The 19,467-nt window shown below is 73.6% G+C and carries 21 protein-coding genes; 14 read left to right on the top strand and 7 right to left on the bottom strand.

Going from position 1 to position 19,467, the window contains the following annotated elements; genetic code table 11:
• Positions 1 to 3 precede the first annotated feature (3 nt).
• Positions 4 to 663 carry an SDR family oxidoreductase gene (locus ASG88_RS01835; protein WP_056886024.1) on the top strand — a complete coding sequence of 220 codons (660 nt, stop codon included), beginning with the start codon at positions 4 to 6 and terminating at the stop codon, positions 661 to 663.
• On the opposite strand, the gene ASG88_RS01830 is transcribed toward ASG88_RS01835, so the two are convergent.
• On the bottom strand, positions 580 to 1,824 hold the full coding sequence (locus ASG88_RS01830) for an MFS transporter (protein WP_235534682.1): 1,245 nt from the start codon (positions 1,822 to 1,824) through the stop codon (positions 580 to 582). The two genes, ASG88_RS01835 and ASG88_RS01830, sit on opposite strands and share 84 nt — an antisense overlap.
• 53 nt (positions 1,825 to 1,877) lie before the next feature.
• On the opposite strand from ASG88_RS01830, the gene ASG88_RS01825 reads away from it, so the two are divergent.
• Together ASG88_RS01825 and serA are read left to right on the top strand one after the other, a co-directional pair.
• On the top strand, positions 1,878 to 2,426 hold the full coding sequence (locus ASG88_RS01825) for a CGNR zinc finger domain-containing protein (RefSeq protein ID WP_235534681.1): 549 nt from the start codon (positions 1,878 to 1,880) through the stop codon (positions 2,424 to 2,426).
• 130 nt (positions 2,427 to 2,556) lie between these two features.
• Complete coding sequence (serA, locus tag ASG88_RS01820) at positions 2,557 to 4,146, top strand: phosphoglycerate dehydrogenase (RefSeq protein ID WP_056885679.1); 1,590 nt, start codon at positions 2,557 to 2,559, stop codon at positions 4,144 to 4,146.
• Positions 4,147 to 4,226: 80 nt separating this feature from the next.
• Here serA and ASG88_RS01815 read toward each other — a convergent pair whose 3' ends face one another.
• The gene (locus ASG88_RS01815) at positions 4,227 to 5,669 is read right to left on the bottom strand and encodes a PLP-dependent aminotransferase family protein (protein WP_056885678.1); all 1,443 of its coding nucleotides are present in this window, start codon (positions 5,667 to 5,669) and stop codon (positions 4,227 to 4,229) included.
• 62 nt (positions 5,670 to 5,731) lie between these two features.
• On the opposite strand from ASG88_RS01815, the gene ASG88_RS01810 reads away from it, so the two are divergent.
• Positions 5,732 to 6,409, top strand: a complete 678-nt coding sequence (locus ASG88_RS01810) for a YczE/YyaS/YitT family protein (protein ID WP_056885677.1) — start codon at positions 5,732 to 5,734, stop codon at positions 6,407 to 6,409.
• On the opposite strand, the gene ASG88_RS01805 is transcribed toward ASG88_RS01810, so the two are convergent.
• Positions 6,383 to 6,949, bottom strand: a complete 567-nt coding sequence (locus ASG88_RS01805) for an O-methyltransferase (RefSeq protein WP_056885676.1) — start codon at positions 6,947 to 6,949, stop codon at positions 6,383 to 6,385. The genes ASG88_RS01810 and ASG88_RS01805 overlap by 27 nt on opposite strands.
• A gap of 370 nt (positions 6,950 to 7,319) precedes the next feature.
• Here ASG88_RS01805 and ASG88_RS22855 point away from each other — a divergent pair, with 370 nt between their 5' ends.
• The 7 genes from ASG88_RS22855 (at position 7,320) to ASG88_RS01775 (ending at position 14,405) form a co-directional block, all read left to right on the top strand.
• Positions 7,320 to 7,457 (top strand): hypothetical protein, encoded by a 138-nt coding sequence (locus ASG88_RS22855; protein WP_157559506.1) that lies wholly within the window; start codon positions 7,320 to 7,322, stop codon positions 7,455 to 7,457.
• A 10-nt stretch (positions 7,458 to 7,467) separates the two neighbouring features.
• Positions 7,468 to 8,538, top strand: coding sequence for a 3-isopropylmalate dehydrogenase (locus ASG88_RS01800; RefSeq protein WP_056885675.1), 1,071 nt, complete (start codon positions 7,468 to 7,470; stop codon positions 8,536 to 8,538).
• A 22-nt stretch (positions 8,539 to 8,560) separates the two neighbouring features.
• Positions 8,561 to 9,640: a branched-chain amino acid aminotransferase gene (locus ASG88_RS01795; RefSeq protein WP_056885674.1), complete on the top strand. Its 1,080-nt coding sequence runs from the start codon at positions 8,561 to 8,563 to the stop codon at positions 9,638 to 9,640.
• Positions 9,641 to 9,685: 45 nt separating this feature from the next.
• Entirely contained in the window at positions 9,686 to 10,480 is a 795-nt protein-coding gene (locus ASG88_RS01790) for an AMP-binding protein (RefSeq protein ID WP_056885673.1), read from the top strand.
• Between the two features lie 62 nt (positions 10,481 to 10,542).
• Entirely contained in the window at positions 10,543 to 12,261 is a 1,719-nt protein-coding gene (locus tag ASG88_RS01785; RefSeq protein WP_056885672.1) for a serine/threonine-protein kinase, read from the top strand.
• Between the two features lie 191 nt (positions 12,262 to 12,452).
• On the top strand, positions 12,453 to 14,033 hold the full coding sequence (cimA, locus tag ASG88_RS01780; RefSeq protein ID WP_056885671.1) for a citramalate synthase: 1,581 nt from the start codon (positions 12,453 to 12,455) through the stop codon (positions 14,031 to 14,033).
• Between the two features lie 9 nt (positions 14,034 to 14,042).
• On the top strand, positions 14,043 to 14,405 hold the full coding sequence (locus ASG88_RS01775; RefSeq protein WP_056885670.1) for a hypothetical protein: 363 nt from the start codon (positions 14,043 to 14,045) through the stop codon (positions 14,403 to 14,405).
• 18 nt (positions 14,406 to 14,423) lie between these two features.
• Here the strand turns inward: ASG88_RS01775 and ASG88_RS01770 are convergent, their stop codons facing one another.
• The gene (locus ASG88_RS01770; protein ID WP_235534680.1) at positions 14,424 to 15,014 is read right to left on the bottom strand and encodes a TetR/AcrR family transcriptional regulator; all 591 of its coding nucleotides are present in this window, start codon (positions 15,012 to 15,014) and stop codon (positions 14,424 to 14,426) included.
• Positions 15,015 to 15,105: 91 nt separating this feature from the next.
• Between ASG88_RS01770 and ASG88_RS01765 the strand changes: the two genes are divergently transcribed.
• From ASG88_RS01765 to ASG88_RS01755, 3 genes are read left to right on the top strand one after another with little or no spacing between them, the layout of a single operon-like run.
• Positions 15,106 to 15,651, top strand: coding sequence for an NAD(P)H-dependent oxidoreductase (locus ASG88_RS01765; RefSeq protein ID WP_056885669.1), 546 nt, complete (start codon positions 15,106 to 15,108; stop codon positions 15,649 to 15,651).
• A gap of 26 nt (positions 15,652 to 15,677) precedes the next feature.
• Positions 15,678 to 17,069: an amidase gene (locus tag ASG88_RS01760; RefSeq protein WP_056885668.1), complete on the top strand. Its 1,392-nt coding sequence runs from the start codon at positions 15,678 to 15,680 to the stop codon at positions 17,067 to 17,069.
• Between the two features lie 43 nt (positions 17,070 to 17,112).
• Positions 17,113 to 17,499 (top strand): VOC family protein, encoded by a 387-nt coding sequence (locus ASG88_RS01755; RefSeq protein WP_056885667.1) that lies wholly within the window; start codon positions 17,113 to 17,115, stop codon positions 17,497 to 17,499.
• A gap of 54 nt (positions 17,500 to 17,553) precedes the next feature.
• On the opposite strand, the gene ASG88_RS01750 is transcribed toward ASG88_RS01755, so the two are convergent.
• From ASG88_RS01750 to ASG88_RS01740, 3 genes are read right to left on the bottom strand one after another with little or no spacing between them, the layout of a single operon-like run.
• Positions 17,554 to 18,168: an energy-coupling factor transporter transmembrane component T family protein gene (locus ASG88_RS01750; RefSeq protein WP_235534679.1), complete on the bottom strand. Its 615-nt coding sequence runs from the start codon at positions 18,166 to 18,168 to the stop codon at positions 17,554 to 17,556.
• Positions 18,165 to 18,854 (bottom strand): energy-coupling factor ABC transporter ATP-binding protein, encoded by a 690-nt coding sequence (locus ASG88_RS01745; RefSeq protein ID WP_056885666.1) that lies wholly within the window; start codon positions 18,852 to 18,854, stop codon positions 18,165 to 18,167. Before ASG88_RS01745 ends, ASG88_RS01750 begins: the two co-directional genes overlap by 4 nt.
• The gene (locus ASG88_RS01740) at positions 18,851 to 19,462 is read right to left on the bottom strand and encodes a biotin transporter BioY (RefSeq protein ID WP_056885665.1); all 612 of its coding nucleotides are present in this window, start codon (positions 19,460 to 19,462) and stop codon (positions 18,851 to 18,853) included. Before ASG88_RS01740 ends, ASG88_RS01745 begins: the two co-directional genes overlap by 4 nt.
• Positions 19,463 to 19,467: the final 5 nt, after the last annotated feature.

The raw sequence follows: 19,467 nt of genomic DNA, 5'->3' as shown, positions 1-19,467 counted from the left end.
GCCATGAGTCGTATCGCCGTCGTCGGAGGCAACGGGCAGATCGCCCGGTTGCTGCACCCCCTGCTCGTGGAGCGGGGCCACACCCCGATCGCCCTGGTGCGCTCGGAGTCCTACCGGGCCGACCTGGAGGCCGCCGGGGCGGAGGTCCGCCTGCTCGACATCGAGCAGGACGACGAGGCCGGCTTCGCGGCCGCCTTCGAGGGGGCGCACGCGGTGGTGTTCGCGGCAGGTGGTGGCCCCGACGGCAACATCGAGCGCAAGCGCACCGTCGACCTCGAGGGCTCCCTCAAGTCGATCGCCGGGGCCAGGGCCGCGGGGATCACCCGCTTCGTCCAGGTGTCGGCGATCAACGTCGACGAGCCGGTCCCCGACGACACCGAGCCGGTCTGGGCGGCGTACGTCGAGGCCAAGCGCGACGCGGACGCGGCGCTGCGCGACAGCGGCCTGGACTGGACGATCGTGCGGCCGGGTCGGCTGACCGACGACGAGCCCACCGGGCGCGTCGAGCTGGGGGAGCGGGTGGCCCGGGCCGAGGTGCCCCGCGCCGACGTCGCGGCCGTGCTCGCCGAGGTCGTCGACTCAGGTGCGGGCATCGGCGCCCAGTGGAACCTCGTCTCCGGAGACACCCCGGTCGCCGACGAGGTCGCCCGACTCGGCGGCTGACGCCACCGCACGACCGAGCAGCGGCTGCAGGACCGCCAGCGCCAGCGCCATCGCGGCCGAGCAACCCCACAGCCACGCCGGGTCGATGGCGAGCAGTCGCGTCCCGACCAGGGGGGCGATGACCGCGGCGACGCCCCAGCAGGTGCCGTACGCCGCGAGGTAGCGCGCGCTGCCCCCTTGCGGCGCGAGCCCGGCGACCACCGCGAAGGGGTGTCCGAGCAGGAGCAGGTCGCCCACGCTCCAGATCGCCACGGCCACCACGAAGCCGGCCGTGGCGTCGGCGACCCCGGCCAGGCCCATCCCGACAGCGAGCAGGGCGTAGCCGACGGCCATCGCGCGGAACGGCGTCGGTGACCAGCCGCGGGTGGCCCGCTGCGCCAGCACCATGACGAGGGCAGACACGGCGAGCAGCCACCCCATCCGTCCGGCGGGCAGGCCGCGCTCGAGCAGGGTCAGCGGGAGGCCCACCATCGCCTGCATGTAGAGCGTGGCGAAGGCGGTGCCGGCCAGCCACATGAGCAGCAGCCGGCGGTCGCGCCACGGGCTCCCGACCGCGGTGCCGCGACCGGACGACGGGCGCCCCGGCGGCACGACCACGGCGACGACGGCGGCCGCGGCGAGGCACGAGACCGCATCGGCCACCAGCAGCCAGCGGAGGTCGAAGGCGGCCAGGCCCGCGGCGAGCAACCCGGCGACGACGCCGGCCACGGCGAGCGCGGTGCCGAGCAGGGAGTAGGCCCGGGGGCGCTGCTCCGGGGGGCAGAGGTCCGCGACGATGGCCTGGCTGGGCGGTTCGTAGAGCTCGAACACCAGGCCGAGCAGCGTGACCGACAGCGCGGCAGCGAGCAGCGTCGGCGAGGCGGCGAAGCCCAGCTGTGCGACCGCGCAGCCCACGAGCCCGAGCAGCATCGTCGGCCGCCGTCCCCACCGGTCGGCGAGCACCCCACCGGCCAGCCGGGAGGGGATCGAGGCCAGGCCGAACGACGCCACGACCAGGCCGGCCGTCGTCACCGACGTGCCGAAGTCCTCCACCAGGATCACCGCGGTGAAGGGCAGGGCGAAGGCGCCGAGCCGGTTGACCACCCGGGCCGCGACCAGGGCGCGGACCGCACGGGGGAGTGGAGCGCCGTGACTGGTGTCTGGGTTATCGTCAGTCATCATGCAGTGACCGTACGACGACAGGAGTGACTGGTCAAATGTTGTTCGACAGTCATGTGACGGTTCTTCTCGATGCCGGGGTGGCGTTGGTCAACGCGACCACCCCGGGCCACGACGGCACCGACCCGGTCGGGGCACCGACGGGCCGGGAGCTGCAGGAGGCGGTCCGTCACGCGCTCACCCGCGACGACTACCGGCCGACCGTGTCGCCGGCCACGGCGGTGCTGCTGGCCGATGTCGCGGCCGACGTGCGCGCGGTGTACGTCGCCGCCGGCTCCGGGGACCTCGACGCCGCCGCCGCGCGGGTCAACGACCTGCTCGAGCGGACGGACGCCCGGCCCCGGCTCACCCACACCGAGACCGGGTGGGACCTCCACTTCCACGGCCCCGACCAGACCGTCGCCCGGGGGTGGGCGGCCGGCCTCGCCGCGGGCCTCGCCCTGGCCCTCGGCAGCGACCGGGGCGGTCGCCTGGGCGTGTGCGAGGCCGCGCCCTGCGACCGCGTCTTCACCGACACGTCGCGCAACGGGGGCCGCCGCTTCTGCTCCACGCGGTGCCAGAACCGGGTCAAGGCCGCGGCCCACCGGGACCGCTCACGGCCCTGACCGCGACGGTCGCGGACGGGACGTGCGATCGCCTCCGAGACGATGTCCGGGCGTCACCGACGGTGGGTTAGGGTCGGAGACGCACAGCGTCGTGCAGGCCCTCCCGCACCGACCCACGAGGAACACAGCTGTGACTTCACGCCCCGTCGTACTCATCGCCGAAGAGCTGAGCCCCGCCACCGTCGAGGCGCTCGGCCCGGACTTCGAGATCCGCCACTGCAACGGTGCCGACCGCGCCGAGCTCATCCCCGCGATCGCCGACGTCGACGCGATCCTGGTGCGCTCCGCGACCAAGGTCGATGCCGAGGCGCTCGCCGCCGCGCGCAACCTCAAGGTCGTCGCCCGCGCCGGCGTCGGCCTCGACAACGTCGACGTCAAGGCCTCCACCCAGGCCGGCGTCATGGTCGTCAACGCGCCGACGTCCAACATCGTCTCCGCCGCCGAGCTCGCCGTCGCGCTGATGCTGGCCGCCGCCCGCCACGTCTCGCCCGCACACGCGGCGCTCAAGAACGGCGAGTGGAAGCGCTCCAAGTACACCGGCATCGAGCTCTACGAGAAGACCGTCGGCATCGTCGGCCTGGGTCGCATCGGTGTCCTCGTCGCCCAGCGCCTCTCGGCCTTCGGCATGAAGGTCATCGCCTACGACCCCTACGTCCAGGCCGGCCGCGCCGCCCAGATGGGCGTGCGCCTGGTCGACCTCGACACCCTGCTCGCCGAGGCCGACTTCATGAGCGTCCACCTGCCCAAGACGCCCGAGACCGTCGGTCTCATCGGCGCCGAGCAGCTCGCCAAGGCCAAGGGCTCGCTCGTGCTCGTCAACGCCGCCCGCGGTGGCATCGTCGACGAGGCCGCGCTGTACGACGCGCTGAAGACCGGCCAGATCGCGGCCGCCGGACTCGACGTCTTCGCCTCCGAGCCGTGCACCGACTCGCCGCTCTTCGAGCTCGAGAACGTCGTGGCCACCCCGCACCTCGGCGCGTCCACCGACGAGGCCCAGGAGAAGGCCGGCATCGCCGTCGCCAAGTCCGTGCGCCTCGCGCTGTCCGGCGAGCTCGTGCCCGACGCCGTCAACGTGCAGGGCGGCGTCATCGCCGAGGACGTGCGTCCCGGCATCCCGCTCACCGAGAAGCTCGGCCGCGTCTTCACCGCGCTCGCCGGCGAGGTCGCCCAGCAGCTCGACGTCGAGGTCCGCGGCGAGATCACCGAGTACGACGTCAAGGTGCTCGAGCTGGCCGCCCTCAAGGGCGTCTTCTCCGACATCGTCGAGGACCAGGTGTCCTACGTGAACGCGCCCCTCCTCGCGGCCGAGCGTGGCACCGCCGTCCGCCTCGTCACCGAGTCCGAGAGCCCCGACCACCGCAACCTCATCACGATCCGCGGCACCCTCGCCGACGGGTCTCAGGTGTCGGCGAGCGGCACGCTCATCGGCATCAACCAGAAGGAGCGGATCGTCGAGGTCAACGGCTTCGACATCGACATCGAGCCGACCGACCACCTGGCTTTCTTCACCTACGCCGACCGTCCCGGGATGATCGGCACCGTCGGCCGGATCCTCGGCGACGCCTCGGTCAACATCGCCGGGATGCAGGTCTCGCGCACCGACAAGGGCGGCGAGGCGCTGGTCGCGCTGTCCGTCGACTCGGCCATCCCGGCCGAGACCCTGGCCGAGATCGACGCCGCGATCGACGCGGTCTCGGTGCGCGCCGTCGACCTCGTCTGACCCCGTTGCTGGGGTAGTCCGTGACGATCGGACCCCTCCGGACCTCGGTCCGGGGTCCCTTCGTCACGGACTACCCAGGCTCAGGCGACGGTGAGGCGGTCCGCCGCCCCGCCGTCGCCCCCGCGGCCGTGGGCCACCACGTCCCACGCACCCCGGAGCCGCTGCACTGCGGTCTCCAGCTCGTCGGTCGACCGGGTCCAGGGGATCCGCACGTGGTGCTCGAGCCCGCCCTCCACGGCGAAGACCCGGCCCGCGGCGACGACGACGCCCCGTCGCTCGGCCTCGGAGACCAGGGCCGAGGCCCGGGGCTGCGGCAGCCGGCACCACACCGCGAGCCCGCCCCCGGGCCGTACGAAGTCCCACTCCGGCAGGCGGTCGGACAGGCCGTCGAGCAGGGCCGCGCGCTGGGTCCGCAGCCGCTCGCGGTTGGCCGCCCACACCGCGTGCCGGTGCTCGAGGAGGTGCAGCAGCGCGAGCTGCTCGACCAGCGGGGCGCCCAGGTCCAGGCTCATCCGGGCGTGGAGCAGCTGCGGCACCATCGTCTCCGGCACCCGCAGCCACCCCAGCCGCAGGCCGCCCCAGAACTGCTTGCTGGCGCTGCCGATCGTCACCGTCCCGGGCAGGTACGCCGCGAACGGCGCCGGCATCTCCTGCCCGTCGAGGGCCAGGGCCTGGTGGGCCTCGTCGACCACCGGGACCACCCGGGCGCGCCGCAGCGCGGCGGCGTACTCCTCCCGCTGGGCGTCGCTCATGAGGCTGCCGGTCGGGTTCTGGAAGTCCGGCACCAGGTAGGCGAGCCGGGGCGCGGCCTGGCGGATGATCGCGGCCGTGGCCGGGATGTCCCACCCGCCGGGGTCGACCGGGGCGGGCACGAGCCGGGCGCTGCGGTGGCTCAGCGCCTGCGTGGCGTTGGGGTAGACGGGGTCCTCGACGACCACCCGGTCGCCGGGGGCGGTGAGCGCCTGCGCGACGATCGCCGCGGCGCCGAGCGCGCCCGCCGTGATGATGATCTGCTCCGGCGTGGTGGGCAGGCCCCGCTCGTCGTACGTAGCCGCGACGGCGGCCTGGAGGCGGGGGAGCCCGGCGGGGTAGTAGCCATGGCTGGAGAGGTACGCCGGCAGCTCACCCACCGCCGCGTCGTACGCCGCCGCGACGCCGGCCGGAGCGCTCGGTGCGGCGCAGTTGAGGTCGATGACGTCGGGGTCCTGCGACCACGGGGCGAAGACCCGGTCGGTGACCGACTCGGCGCGCAGCGGCAGCCGGGTGACGGTGCCGGAGCCGCGCCGCGACTCGGCATAGTCACGCTCGCGCAGCTCGGCGTACGCCCGGGTGATGGTCGTCCGGCTGACGCCCAGCGCCGCGGTGAGCTCGCGCTCGCTGGGCAGCCGGATGGCCGCGGGGATCCGGCCCTCGCCGATGAGCAGCCGCAGCTGCTCGGCGAGCTCGACGTACAGCGGGCGCTCGTCCGACCCGAGGGTCCCGACGAGGGTGGCCACGCGGGCGGCGGTGATGGTCCGGCTCATGCAGGCCACTGTCCCACGATTGGCTATCGAGGAGAAGGCCAATTATCGGCACACTGGTCCTCATGAGCAGCACCACCACGCCCCGGCTCCGGCCCGCCCTCGTCGACCTCGGTCCCGTCGCCCAGCTCCGCGCCGGGCGCCTCGGCCGTCGCCTCCCGCAGCTGTTCCTCGGCCTCGCGCTGTACGGCGCGTCGCTGGCCATGATGGTCCGCGGGGCGCTCGGCCTGGCCCCGTGGGACGTGCTGCACTCCGGCTTCATCCGGCACGTGCCGATGACGATCGGGCAGGCCGTCGTGCTGTTCAGCTTCCTCGTCCTGCTGCTGTGGATCCCGCTGCGCGAGACGCCCGGCATCGGCACCGTCGCCAATGCGCTGATCGTCGGGGTCGCCGCCGACGCGACCCTGGCCGTCCTCGCGGAGCCCGACTCCCTGGCGCTGCGGGTGGCGCTGATGCTCGGCGGGGTGGTCCTCAACGGACTGGCCACCGCGCTCTACATCGGCTCCCAGTTCGGTCGAGGCCCGCGCGACGGCCTGATGACCGGCCTCGCCCGACGCACCGGGTGGTCGCTGCGCCTGGTGCGCACCGGCCTCGAGGTGACCGTGGTGGTCATCGGCCTGCTGCTCGGGGGAGCGCTCGGTGTCGGGACCGTGCTCTACGCGCTCGCCATCGGCCCGCTGGCCCAGCACATGCTGCCGTGGTGCACGGTCGACGTGTCAGCGCCGCGTGGCGATCAGGGCTGACGCGTCGGGCGCGATCATCACCTCGACCGCGGTGAACCGCTCGTCGGTGAGCCACTCCTCACGCAGGGTGTCGACCCGCCCGTAGGTGATGGGCGGCCACATCTCGCAGGGGGTGAAGTCGTCGAGGACGACGATGCCGCCCGGCTCGAGGAGGTCGACCACGGCGTCCACGCGCACCGCCTCGGGCTCGCCGCTGTCGAGGAAGATGAGCGAGTAGGGGCCGCGCTCGTGCAGCAGCGACCAGTCGGCCTCGAGCACCTCGACGTGGTCGTCCTCGCGGAAGATCTCGGCCGCGGCGGTCGCCAGTCGCGGGTCCCGCTCGGCGGTGAGGATGTGGGCGCCGTTGCGCACGCCGCTGCGCAGCCAGGCGGTGCCCACGCCGCAGCCGGTGCCGAACTCGGCAAGCGTGCCGCCCCGGGTGGCGGCCAGGGTCGCCAGCAGCCGGCCGGTCTCGTTGCGGCAGAAGGAGACGTAGCCCGCCTTGCGGGACACGTCGAAGGCACGGGACACGATCTCGGGAAGCTCGGGTGGGGCACTCATGAGGCCGCCGAGTCTGTCACGGCGAGACACTCGTCTCGCATCGTGAACGATTCGGGATTTCCGGGTGCGCTCCCGCGGGGTGCGGCGTACGGTCGGTCTCACCATGCGGAGCCAGCTCGTACTCATCGACTGCCGCGGCGAGGCCTGACCGAGGCCACCTCGCCGCGGTGTTCGGCGTTGCAGTGGCCTCGGAACAGAAGTTCCAGGCCCTGACGCCCCGCGGCGGACTCGCTCCCAGCTCATCTCGCGCGATCCGCAGTCCGCTGGTCATCGCCCTCGTGTGATCCACGAGTCGTCGTCGCCCCCGCCCGGGGCGTCGGGCCGCACCACCCGACCCTGACGACTTCACGAGACCGACACGGAGACCGCCATGTACGACATGTACCCCGACTGGGGCCCCGCCAGCCACAACCCGGACAACCCGCGCAGCCTGGAGGCCACCACGGCCGCCGTCCAGGCCTCGCTTGACCTGCGAGACAACGGCGGGCGCCTGCCCGACGACAACTAGATTCGCGGGCATGAGCACCGACACCACCAGCACCCCGTCCGGCACCGTCACCCTCGCCGTCATCCCCGGCGACGGCATCGGTCAGGAGGTCGTGCCCGAAGCCCTCAAGGTCCTCGAGGCCGTCGACGTGCCGGTGAAGTTCGAGCAGACCCACTACTCCCTGGGCGCGGAGAACTACCTCGCCACGGGCGAGGTGCTGCCGGACACCGTCCTCGCGGAGATCCGCGAGCACGACGCGATCCTGCTCGGTGCCGTCGGTGGCAGGCCCAACGACCCGAACCTGCCGCCCGGCATCCTCGAGCGCGGCCTGCTGCTCCGGCTCCGCTTCGAGCTCGACCACTACGTCAACCTGCGGCCGTCGCGGCTCTTCCCGGGCACACCCAGCCCGCTGGCAGACCCGGGCGAGGTCGACTTCGTGGTGGTCCGCGAGGGCACCGAGGGCCCCTACACGGGCAACGGCGGCGTGCTGCGGGTCGGCACCCCGGCCGAGGTCGCCACCGAGGTCAGCGTCAACACGGCGTACGGCGTGGAGCGCGTCGTCCGCGATGCCTTCGCCCGCGCCCAGCGGCGCCCGCGGCAGCACCTCACGCTGGTCCACAAGACCAACGTGCTCGTGCACGCCGGCTCGGTGTGGTGGCGGATCTTCGACCAGGTCGCCACCGAGTTCCCCGACGTGACCACCGACTACATGCACGTCGACGCCGCGATGATCCACATGACGGTCAACCCGAGCCGCTTCGACGTGATCGTCACCGACAACCTCTTCGGTGACATCATCACCGACCTGGCCGCCGCCATCACCGGTGGCATCGGCCTGGCCGCCTCCGGAAACGTCAACCCCGACCGGACGGCGCCGTCGATGTTCGAGCCCGTGCACGGCTCCGCGCCCGACATCGCGGGGCAGCAGAAGGCCGACCCCACCGCCGCGATCCTCTCGACCTCGCTGCTGCTCGACCACCTCGGTCACCCCGAGGCCGCAGCGGCCGTCGAGGCCGCCGTGCTCGCCGACCTGGCCGAGCGCACGCCCGGCACCACCCGTCGTACCAGCGAGGTCGGCGACGCCGTCGCCGCCCGCCTCTGACCGATCCGGATAGCCTGACGCCATGGACATCAGCACGACCCCCACCGACCGGCCCGTCGACGACGGGCGGCTCGTCGAGATCCTCGCCAACCCCGGCTTCGGGATGCACTTCACCGACCACATGTTCACGGTCGAGTGGACTCCCGAGAAGGGCTGGTACGACGCCCGCATCACGCCCTACGGCCCCCTGACGCTGGACCCCGCGACCGCGGTGCTGCACTACGCGCAGGAGACCTTCGAGGGCATGAAGGCCTACCGCCATCCCGACGGCACGGTGTGGACCTTCCGCCCCGAGGAGAACGCCAAGCGGATGGTGCGCTCCAGCCGGCGGCTGGCGTTCCCCGAGCTCGACCCCGACGACTTCGTCGCGGCCGTCGACGCACTGGTGACCGTCGACCAGCGGTGGGTGCCCGACAACGCCGACGGCGGGGAGAAGAGCCTCTACCTGCGGCCGTTCATGTTCGCCTCGGAGGTCTTCCTCGGCGTCCGTCCCGCGCAGCACGTCACCTTCATGGTCATCGCCTCGCCCGCGGGCGCCTACTTCAAGGGCGGCGTCAAGCCGGTCACGCTCTGGCTGACCGAGGACTACACCCGGGCCGGGCGCGGGGGCATGGGGGCCGCCAAGACCGGCGGCAACTACGCCAGCTCGCTGGTCGCCCAGCAGCAGGCGACCGCCCACGGCTGCGACCAGGTCGTGTTCCTCGACGCCCAGGAGGGCCGCTACGTCGAGGAGCTCGGCGGGATGAACCTCTACTTCGTGCACGCCGACGGGCGCATCGTCACGCCGGAGACCGGCACCATCCTCGAGGGGATCACCCGGGCCTCGATCATCGAGCTGGCCGGCAAGCTCGGCCACCAGGTCGAGGAACGCCGGTTCTCCATCGACGAGTGGCGCGACGGCGTGGCCAGTGGCGACATCGTGGAGATCTTCGCCTGCGGCACCGCCGCCGTGGTGACGCCCGTCGGGTCGCTCAAGTGGGACGGCGGCGAGGCACCCGCCCCGGCGTCGACCGACCTGACGATGCGTATCCGGACCGCGCTGGTCGACATCCAGCTGGGCCGGGCCGACGACACGTTCGGATGGATGCACCAGGTCTGCTGACGATCCGGTCCGAGGGCCGTGCCGGGGGGCACGAGGGAGCTGCACGTGGACGAGGTGGCGACGGGGACCACCGCCGGGTCAACCACGCTCGCACGCCTGTTCCGCGAGCGGGCGGTCTCCTCGTCCGGCGACCTCGCCTTCCGCCACCCGGTGGGCGGCACCGGGCGTGAGGCCTGGGAGGACGTGTCGTGGGAGCACGCCCGCGCCCTCGTCGAGCCGCTCGCGGCCGGTCTCACCGGGCTGGGGGTGGGGCCGGGGGACCGGGTCGTGATCCTCTCCCGGACCCGCGTCGACTGGGTCCTGGCCCATCTCGCCGTGCTGTGCGCCGGCGCCACGACGGTCGCGGTCCACCCGGGCGGCACGCCCCGGGACGTCGCCCGGCACATCGACGGGAACGGCGCCGTCGTGGTGGTGGCCGAGGATGCCGACCAGGCGGAGACGCTGCGCCGGGTGAGGGGCGACATCCGGACCTTCCGCAAGGTCGTGCTGCTCGACGGCACCTTCCCCGACCACAGGGTGATGACGTTCGAGGCGCTGCTCGCGCAGGGCGAGGAGGCCCTCGTCCGGGATCCGGGCACGATCACGCGGCGCGTCGACGCGCTGCGTCCCGATGCCGTGGCCACGGTGCTCCACCCGCCCGGCGCGGACCCGACGACCGCCGGCGAGCGGCGTACGCATGCGGCGTGGGTCAGCGAGGGACGCGCCGCGGAAGGCGGCGGCGAGGGTCTGCGGCACCTCTCCACCCCGCTCCACGAGCACGAGGGCCACGCGCTGCTCGCCGCCCAGCTGGTCCACGGCTTCGGGGTGTGCGTGGACCCGAGGGGCGAGCCGGGGGAGTGACGCCCGGCACCCCGGGACGCCGGATCCTCGGCCGACGGGGCTCGCGCGGGTAATCTCCCTGCGTGACCACGTCCCGCCCCGAGCAGGCGCCCCCCGGTCTGCGGGTGGGCGGCTACGAGCTGTTGACGCGACTCGGCGAGGGCGGGATGGGTGTCGTCCACCTCGCGCGTCGCCCCGGGGGAGAGCGGGTGGCGCTCAAGGTGCTGCGCCCGCACATCGTCGGCGACGACGAGGCCCGCCACCGCCTCGCGCGCGAGGTCAACAGCCTCAGCCGTATCAAGAGCCGTCGGGTCGCCGAGATCGTCGACGCCGACCCGTGGGGCGACATCCCCTTCGTGGCCACCCGCTACGTCCCCGGGCTCTCGTTGCACGACCACGTCCACGAGGAGGGCCCGCTCGCCGGCGCCGACCTCGTCTGGGCGGCGAGCTGCCTGGCCGAGGCGCTGGCCGCCGTGCACGAGGTCGGGGTGCTGCACCGCGACATCAAGCCCTCCAACGTGCTGATGGAGGGGCGCACGCCGATCCTCATCGACTTCGGCCTCGCCCGCGTCGCCGACGACCCCAAGCTCACCCACACGGGCTGGCTGCTGGGCACGCCCGGCTACCTCGCACCCGAGATCCTGTACGGCGACGACGCCACCGCTGCGTCCGACGTGCACTCGTGGGCCGCGACCGTCGCCTTCGCCGGCACCGGCCGCCCGCCCTTCGGCCGCGGCCCCTCCGTGGCCGTCATGGACCGCGTCCGCCGGGGCGAGCACGACCTGTCCGACCTCGACCCGGTGCTGCGACCGGCGGTCGAGGAGGCCCTCGACCCCGACCCGACCCGGCGCCCGTCGCTGCCCGAGCTGCGCCAGTGGCTCGACCGGCTGCTGCCGTCACGGGCGGTGCGCGAGCCGGAACCGTTCACCATGCCGATGGCCGTCGCCTCGCTGGCGTCGACGCACGACACCACCGAGGTCGTCGGCCGGGGCTCCGAGCCCCTCCCCGCGGACCGCTGGCGGACCGGCGCGGACCGCCCGGCCTCGGGCGCACCCACGCCTCCGACCCCGCCCGTGCACCACCCGGACCCTCCGGCGCAGGAGAGCGCTCCCTGGACCGAGCCCCGTCTGCGGGAGACCCGAGTGCTGCCCGAGGACGGGGCCACCGAGACCATCCGCGAGCCCGGCACCGAGGCACCACCGTGGGCGCCGCCGCCGCGCGCCGGCGGCCTCGAGCGCTTCCGTCGAGGCACCCTCGTCCTCGCAGGAGCAGCCGTGGTCGGCGCGGGCGTCGCGGTCGCGCCGTACGTCACGGCGCTCCTCGCCGTCGTCGTCACCTGGCTGCTGCGCAGCGGTTCGCTCGCGGGCAGTGCCGCCGGCGCCCGCCGTCAGCTCCGCGGCACCAAGTGGTACGACGCCCCGCAGCTGCTGCTCGCCACCCCGTGGCCCGCGCTGGCCGCCGTCCCCGGGGTGCTGCTGCTCGTGACGTGGAGCATCGGGCTCGCGATGGCGGCGGCGCTCCTGTGCTTCGCCGCCGGTCTCTCGCTGACGCCCAGCCTCGGCGTCATCGGTGTCGTCCTGGCCCTCGCCATGTGGTGGGGACCGGGCAGCTCGCGCCTGCGCCGACCGGTCCAGCGCCTCAGCCACCCCGTGGCCTCCCGCGGCGTCCCGTGGTTCCTCGCCACGCTGGTGCTGGTGGCCGCGGCCGCCGGCCTCGCCTCCGCGGCGTCGAGCAACGGCACCCAGTGGTCGCCGGCCGCCGACCGGCCCCTCGCCGACGTACGCCTACCCAGCTGGCTGTGACCCCGTGTCCGGCGGGTGACCGGATGACGAGATCCCTGTCCACGCCCGTGGCCGCGTGGCACAGTGGAGCCGTGAGCAGCACCACGATCATCATTGCCTAGCGCGACGGGACCCCCGCCGCGCCGACCTCCTGCACCCGGGAGGTTTTTTTGTACCCCCACACCGACGCTCCAGCCCGAGAGAAGAGATCGATGGACCTGCAGGGCTCCTTCCACGTCTACGACACGACGCTGCGCGACGGCGCGCAGCAGGAGGGCCTCAACCTCTCCGTCGCCGACAAGCTGACGATCGCGCGCCAGCTCGACGGGCTGGGCGTGGGCTACATCGAGGGAGGCTGGCCGGGTGCCAACCCCAAGGACACCGAGTTCTTCCGCCGTGCGGCCCAGGAGCTCGACCTGCGGCACGCGCGGCTCGCGGCCTTCGGCGCCACCCGTCGGGCCGGCGTCGCCGCCGCCGACGACCCGCTGGTCGCCGCGCTGCGGGACAGCGGCGCCTCGGTCGTCACGCTGGTCGCCAAGTCGCACGAGCGCCACGTCGAGCTCGCGCTGCGCACCACGCTGGAGGAGAACCTCGCGATGGTGCGCGACACCATCACCCACCTCCGCGACTCCGGGCAGACGGTGTTCCTCGACGCCGAGCACTTCTTCGACGGCTACCGCTCCAACCGTGCCTACGCGCTCGAGGTGCTGCGCACCGCGGCCGAGGCGGGGGCCGAGGTGGTCGCCCTGTGCGACACCAACGGCGGCATGCTCCCCGACTGGGTGAGCGACGTGGTGCGCGACGTCATCGAGACCACCGGTGCGCGCGTCGGCATCCACTGCCACAACGACACCGGCTGCGCGGTGGCCAACACCCTGGCCGCGGTCGACGCGGGCGCCACCCACGTGCAGGGCACGATCAACGGGTACGGCGAGCGCACCGGCAACGCCGACCTCGTCTCGGTCGTGGCCAACCTCGAGCTCAAGCTGGACCGGCAGGTGCTGCCGGCCGGGCTGCTCAGCGAGGCCACCCGGATCGCGCACGCGGTCGCCGAGGTCACGAACTTCCCGCCGGCGTCGCGCCAGCCCTACGTCGGCACGTCGGCCTTCGCCCACAAGGCCGGCCTGCACGCGTCGGCGATCAAGGTCGACCCCAACCTCTACCAGCACATGGACCCGGTCGGCGTCGGCAACGACATGAGGCTGCTCGTCTCCGACATGGCCGGCCGCGCCTCCATCGAGCTCAAGGGGCGCGAGCTGGGCTTCGACCTCTCCGGCGACCGCGAGCTGGTCACCCGCGTGACCGCCCGGGTCAAGGAGCTCGAGCAGCGGGGCTACACCTTCGAGGCCGCCGACGCGTCCTTCGAGCTCCTGCTCGTGGAGGAGGTGGAGGGCCGGCGCCCGTCGTACTTCGACATCGAGTCCTGGCGCGTCATCACCGAGACCTCCCCGGCCGCCGAGGCGGTCTCCGAGGCGACGGTCAAGCTCCGCGCCGAGGGCGTGCGCTACGTCGTCACGGGGGAGGGCAACGGGCCGGTCAACGCGCTCGACGCCGCGCTGCGCACCGCCATCGGGCAGGCGTTCCCCGAGGTCGCGAAGTTCGAGCTGATCGACTACAAGGTCCGCATCCTCGACCAGGGCCACGGCACCGACGCCATCACCCGGGTGCTCATCGAGACGACCGACGGCGAGTCCTCGTGGGTCACCGTCGGGGTCGGCCACAACGTCATCGAGGCGTCCTGGGGCGCCCTCGTCGACGGGCTCACCTTCGGGCTCCGCCGGCACCAGCGCTGAGTTCCTGCGATGACCGCGCCCGCGTCGTACGACGGCCTCCCGCGCCAGACCTCGACGGTCGAGCGCGCCGTGACGGCGCTCCTGATGGTCGGGCTGGCGGTGCTCGTGCCGATCGCGTCGTTCCTGGGCCTGTTCCTCGGGATGGTCTCGGACGGCTGCACCGGCGACACCGCCTGCAACGGCGACCAGATCGCCCTCGGCGTGCTGGTCTCGGCGGGGTCGCCGGTGGTGGTGTTCATCGTGGCGCTGGTCGTGGTGGTCGTCCGGGTGGTCCGGAGGTTGCCGGCGTGGTGGGTCCCCCTGGTCGCGCTCGCCGCGGGTGCCGGGCTGTGGGTCCTCGGCGCGGTGGTCGCCGCCTCCGCGGTCGGCTGACCCGGCACCGGGGTCGGGTCAGTGCCCGACGACCCGGCGGACGAGGTCGTCCCAGGCCGCCTCCAGCCGCTCGACGGGGATGCGCTCCCGCTCGACCTGCTGCTCCAGCACGACCAGCTCGAGGGGAGCGAGGATCGCGGTGGCGAGCAGGGGCAGGTCGCCGTCGACGCCGAGCTCCCGGAGGAGGTAGCGCACGTGCATGTTGGCGAAGGACATCGCCGCGACCGACCGCTGGCCCGCCCGGCCGGCCGCCTCGATGAGCGAGGCGGACATGAGGTTGGCATGCAGTCGTGAGTGCCCGAAGGCCAGCAGCCGCTCCATCGGTGGGGCCCCGGGTCCGAGGGGAGGCGGGCCGCTGATCACCGAGGCCTGCCACTGGGTCTCCGAGGTGTTGAGCACCGCGGCCATGAGCCCTTCCCGGCTCTCGAAGCGCCGGAACAGCGTGCCCTTGCCGACCCCGGCCTCGGAGGCGACCGTGTCCATCGTGACGCAGTCGACCCCCCGGGTCTCCACCAGCCGCAGCGCCGCGGCGAGGATGATCTCGCGGTTGCGTGCGGCGTCGGCCCGCTCGGGAGGCGGGCCGTCCGCCATCGGGAGGCTGATCGGCACGGGCTCAGGCTAGTGGGGAGCGCCACAGGGGTCCCGGGAAATACTTGCCCAGGTGGGGAATGGAAGCGGACTGTGGTCCGTTTAGACCTGCATGACTGACACCCGCGTCCTCGTCCTCGTCGGCAGCCTCCGCGCCGACTCCGTCAACCGTCGCCTCGCCGAGGTGCTGCAGGCGTCCGCCCCGGAGGGCGTCTCCCTCGAGATCGCGGAGGGCCTCGGCGCCATCCCGTTCTACAACGAGGAGATCGACGGCGAGACCCCGCCCGCCGCCGCCGTCAACCTGCGCCAGCAGGTCGCCGCCGCCGACCGCGTCCTCGTCATCACCCCGGAGTACAACGGCACCATGCCGGCCGTGCTCAACAACGCCATCGACTGGCTCTCGCGCCCCTACGGTGCGGGTGCCATCGTCGGCAAGCCGTTCGCCGCCGTCGGCACCACGCCGACGCCGTACGGCGGCAAGTGGTCGCACGAGCACGCCCGCCACTCCGCGACGATCGCCGGCGCCAAGGTCATCGACACCGTCGTGCTCTCGCAGCCCGGCGTCGAGGTGGACGTCCTCAACGACGACGAGGTGCTGGCCAAGTTCCGCGCCGCCGTCGCCGACCTGGTGGCCTACCGCGACGACGCCGCGGCCTGACCTGACGGGGGAGTACGGTCGCCTGCGTGGCCGCACTCCACGACCTGACCGCCCTCGAGCAGGGTGACCTCGTCCGCCAGGGGGAGGTCACCCCGCTCGAGCTCGTCGAGCACTACCTCGCACGCGCCGACCACGTCGGCGCGTTCGTCACGCGCACCCCCGAGAGGGCGCGCGAGCACGCCGGGCGCCTGGGACGCCGACCCGCGGACGCCGGGCCGCTGTGGGGTGTGCCGACGGCCATCAAGGACCTGCACCCGACCGCGGGCGTGCGCACGACCTTCGGCTCGGCGACCTACGCCGAGCACGTGCCGGACACGTCCGACAACGTCGTGCTCACGATCGAGGCCGCGGGCATGCCCAGCCTCGGCAAGACGAACACCCCGGAGTTCGGCTCGCCCTGCTACACCGAGCCCGACGTCGCGCCCCCCGCCGTGACCCCGTGGGACCCCACCCGGACGGCCGGTGGGTCGAGCGGTGGCGCGGCGGCAGCCGTGGCGGCGGGTCTGGTGCCGGTGGCCCCCGGGTCGGACGGTGGTGGCTCCATCCGCATCCCGGCCTCGTGCTGCGGGCTCGTCGGGCTCAAGCCCACCCGCGGCCGGATCAGTGCCGCCCCCACGTACGGCGACCCGACTGGCCTGGCCACGGCGGGACCCCTCGCCCGCTCCGTGCGCGACGCCGCCGCGCTGCTCGACGTGCTGGCAGGCCGACGACCCGGTGATCCCTCCTGGGCCCCACCTCCTCCGGTCCGCTTCCTCGACGCCTGCGACCGCGACCCGGGGCGTCTCCGGGTCGCTCGCTTCATCACACCAGTCATCACCGACAGCGACGTCGACCCGAGCAGCGTCGAGGCGTGGGAGGCGACATCCGCCCTGCTCTCCGGGCTGGGCCACGAGGTCGAGGACGTCCCGGTCCCGCTGCCCCGTGAGGCGGTCGGCACCTTCGAGACCTGCTGGGCCGTGCTCACCGCCCTCGCCGAGCCTCCCGCCGGCACCGAGCACCTGCTCCGGCCGCTGACCCGCTGGCTGGCCGACCGGGGCCGCGCGGTGAGCGGTCCGGAGTTCGGCATCGCGATCGCCCGGATGCGCCAGTACGCCGCCGACGCCCTCGTCGCGCTGGCGCCGTACGACCTGGTGCTCACGCCGACCCTCGCGACTCCGCCGCCGCTCGTCGGCGCACTGCGTGACGACGCGGACCCGGCCGCGGACTTCGAGGCCCAGAAGCGGTTCACGCCGTGGACCAGCTCCTGGAACGTCACCGGCATGCCGGCCGTCTCCCTGCCGCTCCACCGGACCGCCGACGGACTGCCCGTCGGGGTCATGCTGGCGGCCCGGCCGGCCGAGGAGCACGTGCTGCTCGCCGCCGCGGCCCAGCTCGAGGAGGCTCGCCCGTGGGCGCACCTCCGACCGCCGGGCTGGTGACCGATCGGTGGACAGGCGGACGAGGGCGTGGTCCGCTGGTCCCGTGAGCGAGCTGACGCCGTACCTCTGCGTCCGCGACGCGCGTGCCGCCATCGCCTGGTACGCCGACGTGCTGGGCGCCGAGGTGACCTACCCGCCGATCGTCATGGACGACGGTCGCATTGGGCACGTGGAGCTGGCCGTCGACGGCGCGGGCTGGATGATGTCCGAGGAGTTCGCGTCCTCCGGGGTGGCCGCCCCCGATGCTGCCAGGGGCGCGGCGGTCACGCTGCACCTCACGGTCGGCGACGTCGACGCAGTGTGCGAGCGGGTGCGCGCGGCCGGTACGACGCTCGACCGGGGCCCCGAGGACTCGCCACCGGCGGGGAGGGTGGCGGTCTTCCGCGACCCGTCCGGGCACCGGTGGTTCCTCACCCAGCCGTTGTCCTGAGCGAGCGTGCCCAGCGGCACCGGGCGCGGGTCCCCGAAGTGCTTCCCCGCACCCTCAGTGCTGGTCGCCGATTCCGCGCGCGTGCAGCGCGTCGCCGGTCTCGCGGGCACGGGCCACCACCCTGATGACCAGGGGGACCAGGCGGGCCCGGGGCGAGCGCTCGAGCCCGCGGGCCAGGGCCGCGTCCCGCGCCTCCCCGGCGAGGGTGAGGGTCGAGGGGATCGCGCGCAGCATGAGCGAGAACGCGAGCCCCACCTGCTCCGGGTCGACCCCCAGTGGCCGCAGCGGGCGCAGCCCGTGGACCACGGCATCCATGACCTCGTCGACCGGGGTGGTGACGGTGAGGGTGGTCGCGAGGAGGAGCAGCGCCACCAGGTCGCCCACGACCTCGACCGACCGGGGCCACCCGCTCTGCCAGACCGTCCAGGCGCCGAGTAGGACGGCCATGACCAGCAGGCCCCGCATCGCCCGCAGCGTCACGTCTAGCCGCGCACCGGACCACGCCAGCAACCCGATCGCCACGGCCACGAAGACGACGGCCGAGACCGGGCCGTGGACGACCACGACCACGATGCTCGCGACCATCAGGCCCAGCAGCTTGGTCCCGGCGCGGCGCCGGTGAAGGAACGTGTCGCCCGGGCGATAGATCCCGAGCAGCTCGGCGCTCACGCCGTGGCCCGGTAGTGCGAGACCACGTCGTCGGCCGCGCCGTCCTGCTCGACCCGGCCGTGGCGCACCAGCAGCGCACGGTCGCACCGCGCCGCCAGGTCGAGGTCGTGCGTGACGAGCACGAGCTGCTGGGGCAGCGACAGCAGCAGGTCGCCGATGCGGCGGCTGTTGCCCAGGTCGAGCAGTGTCGTCGGCTCGTCGGCCACCAGCACGGACGGCTCCGTCGCCAGCACGCCGGCCAGGGCCAGGAGCTGGCGCTCGCCACCCGAGAGCCCGTGGACGCTGCGGTCGCCGAAGCCGTCGAGGCCGAAGTCGGCGAGGACCTTGTCGGCGGCGGCCAGGCGGTCCGCCTTGTCGGGGTGCGTACGCCGCAGCGAGAGGGCCACGTCCTCGCGCGCCGTCGGCATCACGAGCTGGGCGGCGGGGTCGGTGAACATGAAGCCGACCCGTCGCCGCACCTCACGACCGGACCGCCTGACGTCGAGGTCGTCGACCAGCACCCGCCCGGTCGACGGCGTCACCAGCCCGTTGAGCAGACGGGCGAGCGTCGACTTGCCGGAGCCGTTGGGGCCGACGAGCGCGATCCGCTGCTCGGTCAGGGACAGCGACGTCTCGTGGAGGACGAGCAGGTCACCGTCGTGGGTGGGGACCCGGACGGTGACCTGCTCGAGGGAGATCGCACTCACGTGGTGAGGGTGCCCTCCGGCTGCTGCTGCGTCGAGTCCTCGTCATCGCGACGACCCAGCAGGTCGGGGAAGGCGCGGTGCACGGCGGTGGCCACGAAGGCCATCGCGACGTTCTTGAGGACGTCGCCGATCCAGAAGATCTTGTCCACGTCGAAGGCCTGCGCCCACGTCATGTCGGCCCGCAGGACCAGGCCCGCCATGCCGAGGGTGTGGATGAAGACCGCCGAGCTGAACAGCCCGGCCGCGAAGATCGCGGGCACGCTGGCCAAAGACCGGCGGGGGAGCCGCTCGACGATGAAGCCGCACATCCCCGCCGCCAGCGGGAAGCCCAGCAGGTAGCCGGCCGTGGGACCGGTCAGCACGGCGAGGCCGGCCGCGCCGCCCGAGAAGATCGGGAGTCCGGCGGCGCCGGCGACGACGTACAGCAGGACGGCCAGGAAGCCGCGCCGCATGCCCAGAACGGCGCCGGAGAGCAGCACCGCGAAGGTCTGGAGGGTGATCGGCACCGGGCCGCCCACCTTGAGTGCCGGGAGGAGGGCGCAGACGGCGATGAGGGCGGCGAAGGCCGCGATCAGGGCGATGTCGGTGCCGGTGCGACGTGGGTGCATGGGGG

The sequence above is a fragment of the Nocardioides sp. Soil777 genome (assembly GCF_001428425.1).
Taxonomy (GTDB): domain Bacteria; phylum Actinomycetota; class Actinomycetes; order Propionibacteriales; family Nocardioidaceae; genus Nocardioides; species Nocardioides terrigena.
The sequence above is the reverse complement of the archived record's forward strand: the minus strand, read 5'-3'. Positions and strand labels throughout refer to the sequence as shown.

Bases quoted from the DNA above. Each gene is read 5' to 3' on its own strand.
- ASG88_RS01800 (WP_056885675.1), top strand. From the start codon at position 7,468: ATGAGCACCGACACCACCAGCACCCCGTCCGGCACCGTCACCCTCGCC.
- ASG88_RS01835 (WP_056886024.1), top strand. From the start codon at position 4: ATGAGTCGTATCGCCGTCGTCGGAGGCAACGGGCAGATCGCCCGGTTG.
- ASG88_RS22855 (WP_157559506.1), top strand. From the start codon at position 7,320: ATGTACGACATGTACCCCGACTGGGGCCCCGCCAGCCACAACCCGGAC.
- ASG88_RS01795 (WP_056885674.1), top strand. From the start codon at position 8,561: ATGGACATCAGCACGACCCCCACCGACCGGCCCGTCGACGACGGGCGG.
- ASG88_RS01740 (WP_056885665.1), bottom strand. From the start codon at position 19,462: ATGCACCCACGTCGCACCGGCACCGACATCGCCCTGATCGCGGCCTTC.
- ASG88_RS01765 (WP_056885669.1), top strand. From the start codon at position 15,106: ATGACTGACACCCGCGTCCTCGTCCTCGTCGGCAGCCTCCGCGCCGAC.
- ASG88_RS01830 (WP_235534682.1), bottom strand. From the start codon at position 1,824: ATGATGACTGACGATAACCCAGACACCAGTCACGGCGCTCCACTCCCC.
- ASG88_RS01805 (WP_056885676.1), bottom strand. From the start codon at position 6,949: ATGAGTGCCCCACCCGAGCTTCCCGAGATCGTGTCCCGTGCCTTCGAC.
- cimA (WP_056885671.1), top strand. From the start codon at position 12,453: ATGGACCTGCAGGGCTCCTTCCACGTCTACGACACGACGCTGCGCGAC.
- ASG88_RS01775 (WP_056885670.1), top strand. From the start codon at position 14,043: ATGACCGCGCCCGCGTCGTACGACGGCCTCCCGCGCCAGACCTCGACG.
- ASG88_RS01815 (WP_056885678.1), bottom strand. From the start codon at position 5,669: ATGAGCCGGACCATCACCGCCGCCCGCGTGGCCACCCTCGTCGGGACC.
- ASG88_RS01810 (WP_056885677.1), top strand. From the start codon at position 5,732: ATGAGCAGCACCACCACGCCCCGGCTCCGGCCCGCCCTCGTCGACCTC.